We start from the raw sequence: 15116 nt of genomic DNA on the forward strand, positions 1-15116 counted from the left end.
TATGTTAAATCAATTAGACGGACACACCATTTTAATCGGCTTGATGGCTTACCCCATTCGCCATTCCATGTCACCAACCATGCACAACCATTCATTTGAAAAGTTAGGCTTGAACTACGCCTACTTAGCTTTCGAAGTCGACGATAAGACCTTGCCTAAAGCAATCGACTCGATCCGGGCGCTAGACATGCGCGGTTCTAACATTTCGATGCCAAACAAGCAAACCGTTATTCCACTTTTGGATAAGTTGGACCCAACGGCTGAAATGATTGGGGCAGTTAACACCATTGTGAACGACAACGGCGTTTTGACTGGCTACACCACTGACGGGGTTGGCTTCATGCAGTCCTTAGATGATGAAAACCTCAACATTCGCGGCCAAAAGATGGTCTTAAGCGGTGCCGGTGGTGCGGGGACGGCGATTGCCATCCAAGCGGCATTTGACGGTGTTAAGGAAATGGCGATCTTCAACCGGGACGATGAGTTCTTGGAAAATGCGCAACGCAACGTTGATATCATTAACGAAAAGACCGATTGTAAGGCCACGTTACACCATTTGGAAGACCAAGACGACTTCAAGGCGCAATTGGCGGACGCCTTCATCTACTGTGATTCAACCAGCGTCGGCATGAACCCATTGGAAGGGCAAACACTGATCAGCGACCCAAGTTGGTTCCGTAAAGACCTGATCGTGTACGATACGGTTTACGCGCCACGGACAACGAAGCTGATGGAAGTCGCTGAAGCCGGTCACGTGGACCACGTCTTCAACGGTTTGGGCATGATGCTTGAACAGGGAGCTGCGGCCTTCAAGTTGTGGACTGGTGAAGATATGCCAGTCGACTACATCCATGACATTTTATTTAGCGAAGACAAATAAGGTAAGGGGCGACAAACGTGGTGGTTAAACAGACGGTAACATTACGACAAACGGTTCTCGGTAGTGGCCGGCCAAAGTTGGCGGTACCGGTAACGGGTCGAACGGCAAAGGCGATTTTAAGCCAGGCAGCGGATGCGGTTGCAGCCAAGCCGGACTTAGTGGAATGGCGGATCGACTTCTTCGATGACGTTCAAGATGCGCTGGCGCTGCAACGCGTTGGGGCACAGTTGCGTGACGTTTTAGGGGACGTGGCGTTGCTGACAACCTTCCGGACGAAGCAGGAGGGCGGCGAATTGGCGTTGCCAGATGAGGATTACTTCCAAATCTGCGCCACGGTGATCAACGGGAACTTCACGGATGCGTTGGATTTGGAACGCTACCATGATGAGGGCCGAATCGAGCATTAGTGACTCAGGCCCACGCCAAGCAAGTTGCTATCGTGATGAGTAACCACGACTTTGACCAAACCCCAACCGAGGCCGAACTCATTCGGCGGTTAGGTGATATGGCTGATTTGAAGGCGGACGTCCTCAAAGTTGCCGTAATGCCACAGTCGGTTGACGATGTGCTGACGTTGTTGGCAGCAACGCACCATGCCAACCAGGCGTTAGCACAGCCCATCATCACCATGTCCATGGGCGACCTTGGTAAGGTGACCCGCATGGCCGGCGAACTCGTCGGCTCCGTTGTCAGTTTCGCCACGGTCGGCGCTGCTTCAGCACCGGGACAGATTGCGTTAACGCATCTGAAGGGCGAATTAGACGATTTGAAATTAAGTTAGCATGACGAAAAGCGCAGCTACCTGACCGTTTCGGTCGGGTAGCTGCGCTTTTTCTATTGCTTGTGTCCAGCGTAAGCATATTGCGGTTTACTTTGTGAAGTGCGGTGATTTGCTTGGATTGTCGATTCCGGTAAGCGACTAGGTTCCTGCTGTGGGGCCGGTCTGAGCCAAAGAGCGGTCTCAGACCTCAAATGTAAGCCTCGCTAAACCCCGTGCGAGTCTTACATTTGTCCCCGATGATTGGCGGTTGTCGGAAGGTCACCAACAACCACCAATCATCGCGACACACATACACCTAGTCGCTTACCTACATCTCACGTTGGCGCAATTCAGCACTATCGCAGAACATCTCAAGACGCGTTGAACGGCAACGTTAGCTTATCAAAGCAGCCTGAACGATAGTCGTTAAGGCCGCTACAAATCATAATTTCTGATGCGCAAAGTGTTGTTTACAGTATTGTCGGATAAAAGTGTCAAAGCGCTGGACAGCCGGTGTTAAGAAGTGTTGTTTGCGCGTGATGAGGAAGAGCTCATGGCTAAGCGGGTTATCCGTGATTTCACGGAGGATGACTTGGCTTTGGTCGAGTTGCGGTAGGTTAGGTACTAGCGCGATACCCATGCCGTACTGCACTAGGCCGATGATGGTGTGATCTTCTTCAATCTCGTATTTGATTTTCGGGGTCAACTCAGCTTGCTTTAGGATGCGGTCGATCAAGGGCCGTAAGCCACTTTTTTGCGAAAACATGATGAGATCGTATGGCGCGATGTCGCGTAATTTAATGGTTGGTTTAGTCGCTAGCGGATGATTGACTGGGACGGCGAGTTTGATGGCCTGTTTGACGATGGGAGTGAATTGGAAACGTTCCTTAGTGGCTTGGCCGTGAACCCGGTCGGCATAGGAGGCCAAAACTAGGTCAAATTGATCATCGACTAGTTTTTCCAGTAGGTGCTCCGTGGTGTCCTGACCAAGTTGAAAGCTGATGCGTTCGTTATCGGGCTGCTGAGTGAACTGCTGCATCAGTTCCGGCACTAACCGTTGGCCCATCGTATAGGTGAACCCCAGTCGAACGTGGCCGCTTTTGGGATCGTTAAGTTGCTGAATGGCAACGTTGCTTGATCAAGGCTATTCAACCGTCATTAATGTAGTTCAGGTAAGTTTTACCAAATGCCGTCAGTTTAATATTGCGACCATCGGGCTCTACTAAAGGTACCCCGAGTTCCTGCTCAAGCTTATTGATAGCGTAACTCAGCGATGGCTGAGAAATACCGAGATTTTCGGCCGCTTTGGACATGTGTTGCGTTCGCGCGAGTTCTTGAAAAAATTGGAGATGGTGTAGGTTCATGACGATCCTCCTTTGCGGATTATTCCACGAGGTAGACGCGATCGTGAATTAAATCAAACGGTAAGTAGTGTTTATTAAGGGCGGTCACGTCTGCATTGTCCAGCAACGTTGCGTTGTCCCAGAACACCTTTGAGTTCGTTGCGCCGTACTTTTCGCCGATCACGATGAAGTCGTAGTCCTTATCAGCGGCGCGAATTTGTTGGAGCAATTCCCAGTCAATTGGCAGGCCATCGGGAGACCAAGCCATGACGATGACGTCAACTTGGTCGCGGTATTTGGCAAAGGCCTCGCTGGCTGGTAGGGGTTCGATTTCAGTTACTGGGTGGCGGCCGGTTTCGTTTTCCTTGGTCCAGTCCTTGCTGTCGGTGGCGATGACGGTTTGGTGGTTATCGCGCAAGCCTTTAGAGACGTAACCGTTACCCGCCATGACTTCTAGTGTTGGCCGGCCGTTAATGAACGCGGCCAGGTCCTTAGCAACCGGAGCGGAGATGTAGGCCCACATGCCATAGGTGTCTTCCAAATAGTCCCGGAAGCCTCGCAGTTTCGCATCGAGGTCGGGGAGCGCTTGGGTGAGTTGGTTCCATAGCTTGTCACCTTGAGGATCACCGGCTGGGTAGGTTTGGTTCAACGTTTTGAAAATCGTATCCTGAATGTTGTCCGGTAATAGCAACTCCGGCAACGTCTGTGGTAGGCGACCAGCGGCGAGTGCGTGGTCGGCAGTCAAGGCGTTATTGATGAGAAGCTTGACCTGCGGATAGTCGTTGAACTGTTGGGCGTAGCGTTGCAATGCTGCGATGTAACTGGTGGGTTTAGCGGGTTGTTGCTTCGCTCGTTTGAGTAGTTTACGTTTCTGTTTCGGATTCATATTACGGCCTCCAAAAAACACGTGTCATTTCGACCGGCTCAACCGGTTTAAACGCCACGTGCTAGGTTAATTGTTTTGTGATGGGTTTCCAAGATCGAGTTCCAATGATTCTTGTTGGCTGTGAGGTTGGTCACTGTGCCGGCGTTCTTTGCCATGCATGTAGCCATCGAGAAGTTGGAATAACTCGTAACTATCTTCTGAGGTGAGTGGTTGGTGGTTAAACGTCAATTGCTTGCCAGATAGGAAGAGGCGGCTGAGATCGTAATCGTCTCGTTCGGCTTTGCCGGCTAAGTAATCCATGGTGACGTCGAAAAATTCAGCGAGTTTACGGACCTCCATAAAGGAAGGCACTCGGATGCCACGTTCCCAGTTACCAATCTGTGCCGGCGTGTTCAGGTGGTCCTCATCAGGTTTAAATTGTTGGTTTAAGGCGGTTGCCAGTTGGTCCAGCGTTAAATCCTGACCACGGCGCAGCGCCCGAAGTCGTTCGGAAAACATGCACATCGCTCCTTATAATAGCTAGATATTACTACTATTATAGCGCGTTCGGCGACGGTTGTGGGGTGTTAACGATGGGAAAGTATCGCTAAGTTGTTTTAGATGAGTTGAGTTGACAGATTTCGTGATGACCGCCATAATTTCTACTATTGCAAATAACGGCATAAGAAGAGGAGCGAAAACAGCGTGACAAAACGAACAAAACATTGGTTAACGGGGGTCATCATCGTCATCTTGGTGGCCATGATCGGCATCGGTGCAGCGGGCTATTATTTCTATAATATGGCGGTTGCGAGAGGCAAGAAGTCGTTTATCCATAACACAACGGCAGTCAAGAAGAGTGACCCGCTTTATAAGGAAAAGACCTGGTACGCCGGCACGAAGAAGCTGGTATGGCATGAAACCTCGGCGACCGATCATTTGAAACTGGTGGCGAATTACGTACCCGCAGCGAAGACCACGAAAAAAACGATTGTTATCGCGCACGGTTTTGGTGGGAGTAGCGCTCACATGGCAGAGTATGCGGGGTTATTTCATGAACTTGGTTATAACGTGCTGTTGCCGGATGATCGGGGAAATGGTAAGAGTCAGGGGAATTATACGGGCTACGGCTGGCCGGACCGCCTCGACTACCTCAAGTGGATCCACCAAGTGATTCGTCGAAACGGACAGGACTCCCAAATCGTCGTCTTCGGTGTCAGCATGGGTGGTGCCACGACAATGATGATCAGCGGTGAGAAGACACCATCGCAGGTGAAAGCCTTCATTGAAGATTGCGGTTATACGAGTGTGTATGATGAAATTAAGTACCAAGCGAAATCCATGTATAATTTACCGGAATATCCGTTGGTACCGGTTGTGAGTGAGATCAATAAACTGAAAAACGGCTATTCGTTTAAGCAGGCCAGTGCGCTCAAACAGGTGGCGAAGAACCATAAGCCGATGCTGTTCATTCACGGAACTGCCGATACGTTTGTGCCAACGCGGATGGTCTACCCACTGTACCGAGCGGATGCTGGTCCCAAGCAGTTAGTGCTGGTGAAGGGTGCGGCCCATGCCAAATCCTTTGCGCATAACCCGAAGTTGTACCGGCAGACGGTGACGGCGTTCCTAGCTCGGTATTTCAAATAAGTGATAAAATAAAGTCAGCTTGATGTGAAACGGAGGGGAGTCCGATTTCTAAATCAAAGTATGAATACGGTTGGATCACGTTTTTAGCTACGTTTACCATGGGGGCCATCGATGCCTACACCTACATCGCGCATGACGCGGTGTTTGCGAGCGCCCAAACGGGGAACATGATCGTGTTTGCGGTGAAGCTGTTTGATGGCGGCATTTCCCGTGCTTGGGTCAATATTCCCGTGTGGTTGGGATTTGCGTTGGGCTGTCTTATGGCACAAAGTATGCTGACAGCGTTGAACGAACGGCCGACCATGCGCGAACGGTACGGCCGGTTGATGTTACTGGTTGTGGCAATTCTGCTGGTCGTTGCGGTCGGGCAAAACTGGTTTAATCCCTATGTGCTAATTGTAATCTTAGGTTGGCTATCCGGGTATGAACTGACCACTTTCCGGCAAGTTAAGGCTCAGCCATTAATAATGGCATCATGACGGGGAATACGAAAAATCTCATGACGGCGCTGTATTTATGGCTTTATGGCCACGACCAAAAAGCAAAGCATCAGTTTGTCTGGACTGGGTTGATCATGCTGATGTTCATCTTCGGCGCGTACATTTCCGCAATGATCTGTACCTGGGTCAGCACGAAACTGATTCTTTGGCTGTGTCTAGCGATTAATGCGCTGGGATTGATTGGTATCTGGTTATCGAAAGAACGTATGGAATGATAATGGGGACTCAACGAATGGTTGGGTCTTTTTGTTTACGCTTGTGTCCAGTGTAAGCATTGGGTGGATTTTGGGTGAAGGCTGTTTGTCATCGCTTCGCTCGCCAAAGCCGCATAAAAATCAGCGCTCTCAGGCTACAAAATTCGGCGTCACTTAAACTGTCATTTCTAGGGTTCCTGAAGTTGTGGAAGCTTGTCAACCACGCGCTTTCTGGCCACCACGCCGAATGGTGCTGCGCGAGACTGAGAGCTGCATGTAGGGGCACTTCGATAAAACCGCCAGGCCCGGGCGCTTTCACCGAAGTGCCCCTACACACCGCTCTCAACCCGTCTCGCTCCGCACACTATCGCTGGACACAAACGACAGCAACTCTTTAGTATTTAAACAAGATAGCGTATAATGAACAATGTCTGTAAACATTTAAAAATGGAAGGGAGTGCCGAGTAAATGATGATTGTATTAACCGTTGTGGTCGCGTTGATCGTGGGTCTGGTGATTGGTGGTGTTAGCCGGCGTCGTCAGTATCGTCACGAGTTAGCGGTCGCGACCCAAAAAGCAGCGGCACTTCGGGCGGCTGCGCAACAGACGGCTGCTCAGCAGGCAACTGATTATCAAACGAAAGCTAAAGCGACTGTTCAAAAGGAACGGGTAACGACTGAAGCAGAGTTGGCTAGCCAACAAGCAGATATTAAGACGCGAAACGATCGATTAGAGCAACGACAAACGATGTTGAATCAGATGGCGAATCGTTTGGATCAACGCCAAGGCGGCATCGATGAGACGCAAGCGGCGTTGGATAATGACCAAACTACGTTGAATACAACGCGAGATCAAGCACGGCAGTTGCATACGCAGCGCCAAACTGAAATTGCGACACGGGCGGAGTTGTCGATCAACGATGCCAAGCAAATGATTCGAACGGAAACGGAACAGCATTTGTCCCGAGAAGCGGATGTTACGGTGCGAGAATTGACCGATAATGCGGAAGCTTCAGCCGATAAAATGGCTCGAAATCTCATTATTGAGTCGATTCAACGGGGACCGGTTGATTGGCCACGTGAACATGCCGAACACAGTGTGTTGGTACCAACTAACGATACCAAGAGTAAATTGATTGGTCGCGATGGGCAGCATATTCGCTTGCTGGAGTCGTTGACTGGGACGGATTTGATTTTTGATCCGGAACAAGCCAATGTGTTGCTGATCAGCACGCATGATCCAGTTCGACGCGAAACGGCCCGGATTGCGATTGAGGGCTTGTTGGCGTCACGTAAGATCACCACGGCTTCGATTGAAAAACAGGTTGTCGCAGCTGAAAGTGACGTTTTAAAGGACCTTCGCCAAACTGGTGAACGGGTTGTCAGCCTCTTGAAGATTGGCTTCATGCACCCAGATTTCATGAAGATTATTGGTCGGCTTAAATACCGGACTTCCTACGGTCAAAATGTGCTGAATCACTCGATTGAAGTAGCTCAAATGAGCGGGGTATTGGCGGCAGAACTTGGCGAAAACGTCCGTTTAGCGGTTCGCGCCGGCTTGTTGCATGATATCGGGAAAGCGGTTGACCACGAAATTGAGGGAACTCACGTTGAAATTGGGGTCGCTTTAGCCACGGCATTTGACGAAGATCCCGTGATTATCAACGCCATTGCGGCGCACCATGGTGACGTGGAAGCAACGTCGCCAATTGCCACGTTGGTCGCAACGGCTGATGCAGTGTCTGGTTCACGGCCTGGTGCCCGGAGTGAGTCGGTCGAGGAATACATTAACCGGCTACACAGTTTGGAAAAAATTGCTAACGACCACACCGGTGTGCAGGATAGCTATGCCATCCAAGCGGGTCGTGAGATTCGAATCGTGGTTCAGCCGAAGGTGCTGGATGATGAAGCAAGCGCCAAGTTGACCAACGATGTGAAGGATCAAATCGAACGCGATTTAACGTATCCAGGTAAAATCAAGGTCACAACGATTCGCGAATTGCGGGCTGTTGAGTATGTTGGGGATAAGCCAACGAAGAAGAAGAAACGGAAGCGTGCGTAGAGCGTGGAACAAAGCGTTTAAAGAGCGGAGTGTAAGGGCATTAAGGTGAAGCCCCTGGGTCTGGGGGTTCGCCTTAATGCCCTTGCATGCAGCTCTTTGCTTTGTTCCGCGCGTTTCGGCGCAGTAGGCACAAAACGGTAACGCAGACCAACGACTCAATACAGTCGATAAACCGTGAAACTACAGCACAGCTAGCGCCGAAAATCAGTAATAGCAAAACACATCGCCGATTACCACTCGGTCACATCCAACGATGTATCCAAAATCAAAAAACAGGTTGCCGCATTCTCCTAAAACTAGGGGAATGCGACAACCCGTTTTCATTTACGGCATCACCGTAAAATTCTGATCAGCTTCAGCCGTAATCACCGGATGCCGCCGGAGGTAATCAGCGATGATTTGGCTCATCGGGGTCTTATTCTCAGCGATGATCTTATCAGCTTGGAACATATCATAGTGGCCACCACCACCAGCGCGATAACGGTTAAGGGCAATTTTGAATTCTTGTTCATCGCGAACGGGTTGCCTTGGTAGGTGAGATTACTGATCCGCTTACCAATTGGTTGGGCAACGTTGATCTGGTAGTTGATGCCTTCGTACATATCATAATTATAATGGCGTAATTTCGGTGAATAGAAGGCGGGATTGACCACGATTTGTTGATCCGCGGACATGGTGAAGTAAGTTGCCGTTTTTTCGAGAGCGGCTTTAAGGTCCTTGCCCGTAATCAGTTCAAGTGCCAGTCCATCGGGATAGACGTAGTTGGTCATGATGTTGCGCATCGTAATCGGATTTTCGAACCCGTGACCTTCATTGTTAAAGATGGACGTTGCTGAAATGTCAGCGCCCATGGTCTCGAGTTGAACCCGTTGAATAAATTCAGTGTAGGGGGTTTCGACCATTCTAGCCTTGGCAGCGCTCTTAAACGTGAGGTCGCCATTGATCTGAGCCAAGGGTTCGGCCAGCCAGTAGTCTACCGTTTTATCAAGTTGACGACTATGGGTGGCAATGGCTTCGTCAAACTTACTGGATTTGGTATCGATCACGTGAACTGTGTGGACGGTGACGACGTAGCCACCGTCCACTGGGGTCAGGTCCAGTACGATTTTACCCACGGCCTCGCCGCGGTAACCAGGTTGAGTCACGGGGACACCAAAGAGCGTTGTGGCGATTTTACGGTGTTGGTGGCCGGTGATCAGGCATCGATTCCCTTAACCTCTTCTAGGAGTTGGTAAGCTTCGTTTTCGCCGTTACTGAGCGATTCAATTAGTTTACCCGTTTTTAGGCTTCGTTCAAAGCCGCCATGGTAGGCGACGATGACGATGTCAGCGATTTTTTTGAGGTAGGGAACGAGTTCTTTCGCCACTGACACAGCAGTCCGAAAATGGACGTCATTGGCAACGTTGGCGTGATTCTTCCACTGCATCACCGCCCGAGTTGTCAGGCCAAGAATCGCAATTTTAACGCCGCCACGTTCGATGATGCGATACCGCTGTCCAAAGAGTGGTCGCCCGGCGTTGTCGAGAATATTGGCGTTAACGATGGGACGCTCAGTGGCATTTAACGCTCGTTCAAGGTACTGGGTGCCATAGTCAAATTCATGGTTGCCCATTACGGCCGCATCGTAGTGGATTTGATTATAAATGCGCGTGAGGGGTAACGGATCTGGTGGCGTTTGAACCTGCGCCACGTAGTAAGCTAATGGCGATCCCGCCAAAAAATCACCATCGTCAATGGTGATCGTGGGTCCCGGCGCCGCCCGTTGCTCTGCAGCAATGACAGTGGCAGCCCGAATTAAACCAAAGGGCATGTGCGCTCTTGGTTTGACGTAGTTTGTTGGAAAGATATAACCATGAGTATCACTGGTTGAAAGGATGGTCAGCTGCATGCTTCTTCCTCCATCGGCAAGATTCAATTTGCCTTATAGTTAACTAGAATTATAGGCCTGAACGGGAGGGACGGCAAGCCTGCTTTTGGGGAGGTGGGGGAAGTTGAGGGTGGTATGGTGCGGGATTGTGGCGGTGAAGGTGGGACTGTAACATTGTTGTCATATTTGGTGGAGGTTGGTTAGTTAAAACTGGTGAATGCTGGATAATTGGGGAAGTGATGGTTGTTGATGGTTAGGGTGTTGGTGTTTTTTGGTAATTGGATCGAAACGTGTGGCTGTATGTATGAGACTGCTAGAACCGAGTGTATTGGCGACGTTCATTGATATTACGTTTGTTTCGGCTGAGGTGGCTGGTTGATTCCTGGTAATCGGTGATTTAGTGAAGTTTGTGTGGTTGGTAATTTTAGGCGACCACGCCGAAACGTGCGAAAAAAGTAGAGCGCTGCATGTAAGGGACGCTAAGCAAAACTACCCAAAAACCGGGTAGTTTCACTTAGCGTCCCTTACAAACCGCGCTCTGACCACTTTTTTTCGCACTATAAAAGAAAAAACCCATCCGGGGGAGGATAGGTTTTACACATAGGAGTAGGCATTTTCGTGATGGGGTTCACGAAAATATTAATTTTACTTTGGAGGAGTAAAATGAAAAAGCTTACTTAAATATTTATCTAATAAATATTAAGCTATGAGTACAATATAAAGCGAAATTGTGAAGAAAGTGTGAACATAGCATAACAAATAAGTAACTGAAACGACTTAAAAAATAGTTAACCCCATAACTAATTCGTGGACTGCATGTAGACCAATTGATCCATGGAGATTTTTTTATGCAACTCACCGATAAGTTCCGGTGACAGTTGTTCTTGTTTGCCGGCGGTTTGAACGTAGGTGTACTCAAACTGGAAGGCCATGATGAACAGTTCGTTTTCGAGTTCGGCCGTTGTTGTCGACTGGTTGAAGCGATTATGACGGACAGTGTAATAGTGTCGAATCACGTTAACTTCTTGCTGGTTATCATCGGTTTCGATGCTATCAAGAAAGGCAGTCACCGTGTTGAATCCGGTTTGTTCCAATTTAGCGATGTTAGACCAATACTGTGATTTCACCGTTGAACTTTGGAATTGACGACGCACTTCCCGGCGCTGTTGACGAGTCAAAGTGTGACGAACTTCTCGTCGTTGCTGGTGATCTAGGTTGTGGCGATGATTGGTAGGACGATTTGATGCTTGATCTGTTTGAATTAATTGCTGGCGTTGAGGCGTAGTTGCAGGTAATGCGAGTTGACCATCGGGACGCCGAGTGGTCAATTCTTGCATCAGTTGCTGTTTAGCTTTCTTTTTAGCGGCAATCGTTTGCGAAAGTTGTTTGTGGTAACGCTTCTTGGCTTGATGTGGGAACAGACGGAAGGCAACCAACCGGAACCAGAGTGTGAGGCGGGCAAAGGGGTTGAGAAAGGCAAATTGAACCTGCATCAGTTGCATCCGATCGTACTGCCAACCAATTTGAGCCTCCACATCACCAGCATCAATCAATTCGAAGATGGCCGCATGTTCGGCATTTTCGGCCAATTGGAGGAGTTTGTGTACCTGTTTAGAATCGGCGGTGCTTCGAAGTTCATTTTTTTGGCTACTGAGAACTTCAATGACGGGGTTTAACGCCGTGCTATCGGCCTCGGTTTGTTTCAGTTGCGTGATGGCGAAATTTACCATTCGAACCAGTTGATCGTTGAATTCTTCTTGAGTAAACGCTTCTTGTTTCTTAGGTAGCAGTAACGGCAAAATCAACGTTGGCACGAGAAGGCTTAGTAAAATTACGATTCCAGCAACGAAGATTAGGGCCGTCCGGAATGGAAATGCATGGCCGTTTAACGTCAATGGGAGGGAGAACGCCATCGCTAGGGTGATCGTCCCGTGGACGCCGCTAAGCGATAAAATCAGGCCATCTTTAAGGCGCGTTTCCTTGGATTTTAAATCCACCAGATTTAACTGGCACCAGACGAAGCGGAGGATGCCCATTAGGAGGTACAAGCCAACTGCAATCATCACTAACAAGGGGAGGTGTTTCGAATCAGAATGAGATAAGTTAGCCCAGACGCTTGGCATCGCTTCACCTAATAAGACGAAAACGAATCCGTTAAGCAGGTTAGTGAGTACCTCCCAAGTCGTTGTTGTCACTACTTGGGTCTGGGTCGACGTTAACCGTAAACGCCGTTGCTGAATCCCGTGGATGATCCCGGTAGCAACAACCGCTAAGATGCCAGAAACGCCGAGGTGTTCAGCCGCAAGGTAAACGATGAATGGGGTAAGTAAGTTGAAAGGTAAGATGACGGCAATGGCGTCCAGCCCCCGACGTTGAAAGTAGAGTCGCAGGAGCACGATGGCGCCACCCAAAATGATGCCGACTAAGATCCCGCCGAGAAAGACGATGAGGAAGTGCTCGATCCCTTGGCCAAGTGAAAAATGGCCGGTACTAAAAGCAGTTAGCGCCAGATCCAGCGCTACGATCCCGGAAGCATCATTAAAGAGGGATTCATTTTCAAGCGCGCCCAAGACATGTTCAGGCATGTCGATCCCCGTTGTAATGGAAGAAACGGCAACGGCATCGGTGGGTGTTACAATTGCTGCGAGTCCAAAAGCCAGGGCTAGCGGAATGGCGGGCCACATCGCATGACTTAATAAGCCGCCGCCGATAATGGTAACGAGTGCCAGAACGACCGCTAACGATAATGTTGACCGAATGTTTTTCTTTAAAACGTGGTAATCCGTGCTCTGACCGTCGTTAAACATCAGTGGCGCAATGATGACGAGCAGAAAAATTTCTGGTTCAAGCTGAAAATGACCGAAAGTCGGTAGCAGGGACAAAACCAGCCCAGCCCCGATTTGGTAAAATGCGAGTGGAATCTTTGGATAAATGGCATAAACAATGTTAGCAGCAATGGCTGCGACAACTAGTAATACGACCATGAAGAAAACAAACACGGTGAATCACTCCCCCAAGCTAAGATAGTTAAATTCTACCCCATTTTGAAGTGAATATGAACTAGCAGTGGTGAAACGTCGCGGTTTGTAGCTTCTTTAAGGAATAAGTAATTAATAAACAAAGCTGTAGCTAAATTTTCACTTGATAAGTAAAACAAGCTTATCCGGATAAATCCAGTTATTAATTTTATAAACCTACACAAAGTAAAACCGGTATAAATTCCTGTTTAATAGTATTTATAGCGAAAATAATATCACACATTACATCTTTTTTCACAAGCTAAAAAATATAAAAGGTAACTTGAATAATTCTGTGAATGTGGTATGATAAGAGTGTTCATTATGATGTGTTGGGGACGGAGTAATGGATGGTTTAAACTTAGTTTTATGTTTGTCGCTAGGGGAAAGCGAAATGAAGGAAGTGCTTAAATATGATTAACTTATATGTTGCACCAAGTAGCGCATCTAGTCGTAAAGCTCGTGCATGGTTAGAAGACCATCACATCCCATTTAAGGAACGTAATATTAAATCAAACCCGTTAAACGCGGACGAAGTGAAGCAGATCCTTCGATTGACTGAAAACGGGAGTGAAGATATTATCTCAACTCGGTCAAACGTGTTTAAAAAGTTGAACGTGGAACTCGACGATTTATCAGTCAGCGAGCTGGTAAAGTTAGTTGTTGAATATCCAGACTTGATCAAGCGCCCAATTATCTTTGATGACAAGCGTTTGGAAGTCGGCTACAACGAAGAAGAGATTCGTCGCTTCTTACCACGCAACGTCCGGGTAGCAGAATTGCGTAATTTGGAAGCTCAATTAAGTTCATAAATTAGTGGAAGAGGCTGAAAAAGCCTCTTTTTTTGTAGAGTGCGGAAAACAGCGTTTAGAGAGCGTAGTGTAAGGGCCAACCCAATGAAGCTACCGGTCTTTGGTAGGTTTGTTGGGTTGGCCCTTACATGTAGCTCTCTGCTGTTTTCCGCACGTTTCGGCGCAGTAGCCAACAAAGCGATAAAGTAGGCAATTCCGCAATGCTGCCCAAAAAAAGCAAAGCGAAAAATTAAAATCGGCGCCGAAAACAAAGTAATCGCAATGAGCGATGCCAAAAGCATTCGATAACAGAGCTGTGGGTAGCTTTAGTTACTCCGCTCTTTGTTTTTCTCCGCACGTTTCGGCGCAGTAGCCGACAAGCAATAAAGTAAGCAACCCCACAATGCTGCCCAAAAAACCAAACGAAAAATCAAAATCGGCGCCGAAAACAAAGTAACTGCAATGAGCGTCGCCTGAATCACTCGATAGCAGAGCTATGGTGAGCACCGTTTGTTTGGGAGAGGGTGGTTTTTTCTATAAAACCTACCCCAAATTCAAAACAAGCCAAAAAAACGGCCACTCAGCTCCCAAACCTCAACCCCACAGAATGAGTCACCCAAACAAAACAAACGCCCCAACAGGTCACTAAAATAGTCCTGTTGGGGCGTTTTGACGTCAATACGACTTATTATCTTCTAAGTTAGAAAAATGACAGTTGCTGAAATTCGGTTTTCTTAACCGCGGATGGCCGGTATTCTTCGTAGCGCTTCGCCAGTTCCGGGTGATCCAGCTGAATTAGGGTGGAGGTGATCAATTGACGGATGGTCAACGTGTCAATCTGTGCGTAGCCGGCAATCTGGGCGAGAACCAGGGCGTTAATGCGTCGAATAAGCCGGTCATCGTGAGTTAAATGATTGAGACTACGTAAGATCTTACGCGCGTCAAAAACGGCTTTTTTACCGTTCTTTTTCTCCACAAAGCGAACCGTAATTTGAATGTGTGATTGTTGCGGTTTTTGTTTGTTCACGATGAGCACTTCTCCTTTTAGTCAATATGTTTATCCTAGAACATCTGTTTGAAAAAAGCAACTAGATATAGCGCGACTTAATAAATTCACGCAAGATGTGGTAGTAGTGGGGCGAAATGAAGTAACGCTAAGTTAGGCGTTAACAAGGGGATGTGCAGCTG

Annotated in this window: 8 protein-coding genes and 4 pseudogenes; 6 read left to right on the forward strand and 6 right to left on the reverse strand. The window is 48.4% G+C overall.

What is annotated here, in order from left to right; genetic code table 11:
* The first annotated feature begins 1 nt into the window (after position 1).
* On the forward strand, positions 2-880 hold the full coding sequence (locus JCM2765_RS00665; RefSeq protein ID WP_054732534.1) for a shikimate dehydrogenase: 879 nt from the start codon (positions 2-4) through the stop codon (positions 878-880).
* 20 nt (positions 881-900) lie between these two features.
* A pseudogene (gene aroD, locus JCM2765_RS00670) lies at positions 901-1661 on the forward strand (type I 3-dehydroquinate dehydratase).
* Positions 1662-2082: 421 nt separating this feature from the next.
* On the opposite strand, the pseudogene JCM2765_RS00675 reads toward aroD, so the two are convergent.
* The 3 genes and pseudogenes from JCM2765_RS00675 to JCM2765_RS00685 form a co-directional block, all read right to left on the reverse strand.
* Positions 2083-3004, reverse strand: a pseudogene (locus tag JCM2765_RS00675) (LysR family transcriptional regulator).
* A gap of 19 nt (positions 3005-3023) precedes the next feature.
* Complete coding sequence (locus JCM2765_RS00680) at positions 3024-3869, reverse strand: hypothetical protein (protein ID WP_054732537.1); 846 nt, start codon at positions 3867-3869, stop codon at positions 3024-3026.
* Positions 3870-3935: 66 nt separating this feature from the next.
* Positions 3936-4367 carry a helix-turn-helix domain-containing protein gene (locus JCM2765_RS00685; RefSeq protein WP_054732541.1) on the reverse strand — a complete coding sequence of 144 codons (432 nt, stop codon included), beginning with the start codon at positions 4365-4367 and terminating at the stop codon, positions 3936-3938.
* A 186-nt stretch (positions 4368-4553) separates the two neighbouring features.
* Between JCM2765_RS00685 and JCM2765_RS00690 the strand changes: the two genes are divergently transcribed.
* The 3 genes and pseudogenes from JCM2765_RS00690 to rny all read left to right on the forward strand — a co-directional run bounded on the left by JCM2765_RS00690 (position 4554) and on the right by rny (position 8253).
* Positions 4554-5498 (forward strand): alpha/beta hydrolase, encoded by a 945-nt coding sequence (locus JCM2765_RS00690; RefSeq protein WP_054732545.1) that lies wholly within the window; start codon positions 4554-4556, stop codon positions 5496-5498.
* A gap of 98 nt (positions 5499-5596) precedes the next feature.
* Positions 5597-6213 (forward strand): annotated as a pseudogene (locus JCM2765_RS18890) (YoaK family protein).
* A 447-nt stretch (positions 6214-6660) separates the two neighbouring features.
* Positions 6661-8253 (forward strand): ribonuclease Y, encoded by a 1593-nt coding sequence (gene rny / locus JCM2765_RS00705; protein ID WP_054732552.1) that lies wholly within the window; start codon positions 6661-6663, stop codon positions 8251-8253.
* 324 nt (positions 8254-8577) lie between these two features.
* Here the strand turns inward: rny and JCM2765_RS00710 are convergent.
* Positions 8578-10141 (reverse strand): annotated as a pseudogene (locus JCM2765_RS00710) (bifunctional metallophosphatase/5'-nucleotidase).
* A 779-nt stretch (positions 10142-10920) separates the two neighbouring features.
* Positions 10921-13119: a cation:proton antiporter gene (locus JCM2765_RS00715; protein ID WP_054732555.1), complete on the reverse strand. Its 2199-nt coding sequence runs from the start codon at positions 13117-13119 to the stop codon at positions 10921-10923.
* 431 nt (positions 13120-13550) lie between these two features.
* Between JCM2765_RS00715 and spx the strand changes: the two genes are divergently transcribed.
* Positions 13551-13949: a transcriptional regulator Spx gene (gene spx, locus JCM2765_RS00720; protein ID WP_054732558.1), complete on the forward strand. Its 399-nt coding sequence runs from the start codon at positions 13551-13553 to the stop codon at positions 13947-13949.
* Positions 13950-14628: 679 nt separating this feature from the next.
* Here the strand turns inward: spx and JCM2765_RS00730 are convergent.
* Positions 14629-14955, reverse strand: a complete 327-nt coding sequence (locus JCM2765_RS00730; protein WP_054732564.1) for an ATP cone domain-containing protein — start codon at positions 14953-14955, stop codon at positions 14629-14631.
* Between the last annotated feature and the right edge of the window lie 161 nt (positions 14956-15116).

This window comes from Secundilactobacillus similis DSM 23365 = JCM 2765 (genome assembly GCF_001311075.1).
Taxonomy (GTDB): Bacteria; Bacillota; Bacilli; order Lactobacillales; family Lactobacillaceae; genus Secundilactobacillus; species Secundilactobacillus similis.

Bases quoted from the DNA above. Each gene is read 5' to 3' on its own strand.
- JCM2765_RS00665 (WP_054732534.1), top strand. From the start codon at position 2: ATGTTAAATCAATTAGACGGACACACCATTTTAATCGGCTTGATGGCT.
- JCM2765_RS00680 (WP_054732537.1), bottom strand. From the start codon at position 3,869: ATGAATCCGAAACAGAAACGTAAACTACTCAAACGAGCGAAGCAACAA.
- JCM2765_RS00685 (WP_054732541.1), bottom strand. From the start codon at position 4,367: ATGTTTTCCGAACGACTTCGGGCGCTGCGCCGTGGTCAGGATTTAACG.
- rny (WP_054732552.1), top strand. From the start codon at position 6,661: ATGATGATTGTATTAACCGTTGTGGTCGCGTTGATCGTGGGTCTGGTG.
- spx (WP_054732558.1), top strand. From the start codon at position 13,551: ATGATTAACTTATATGTTGCACCAAGTAGCGCATCTAGTCGTAAAGCT.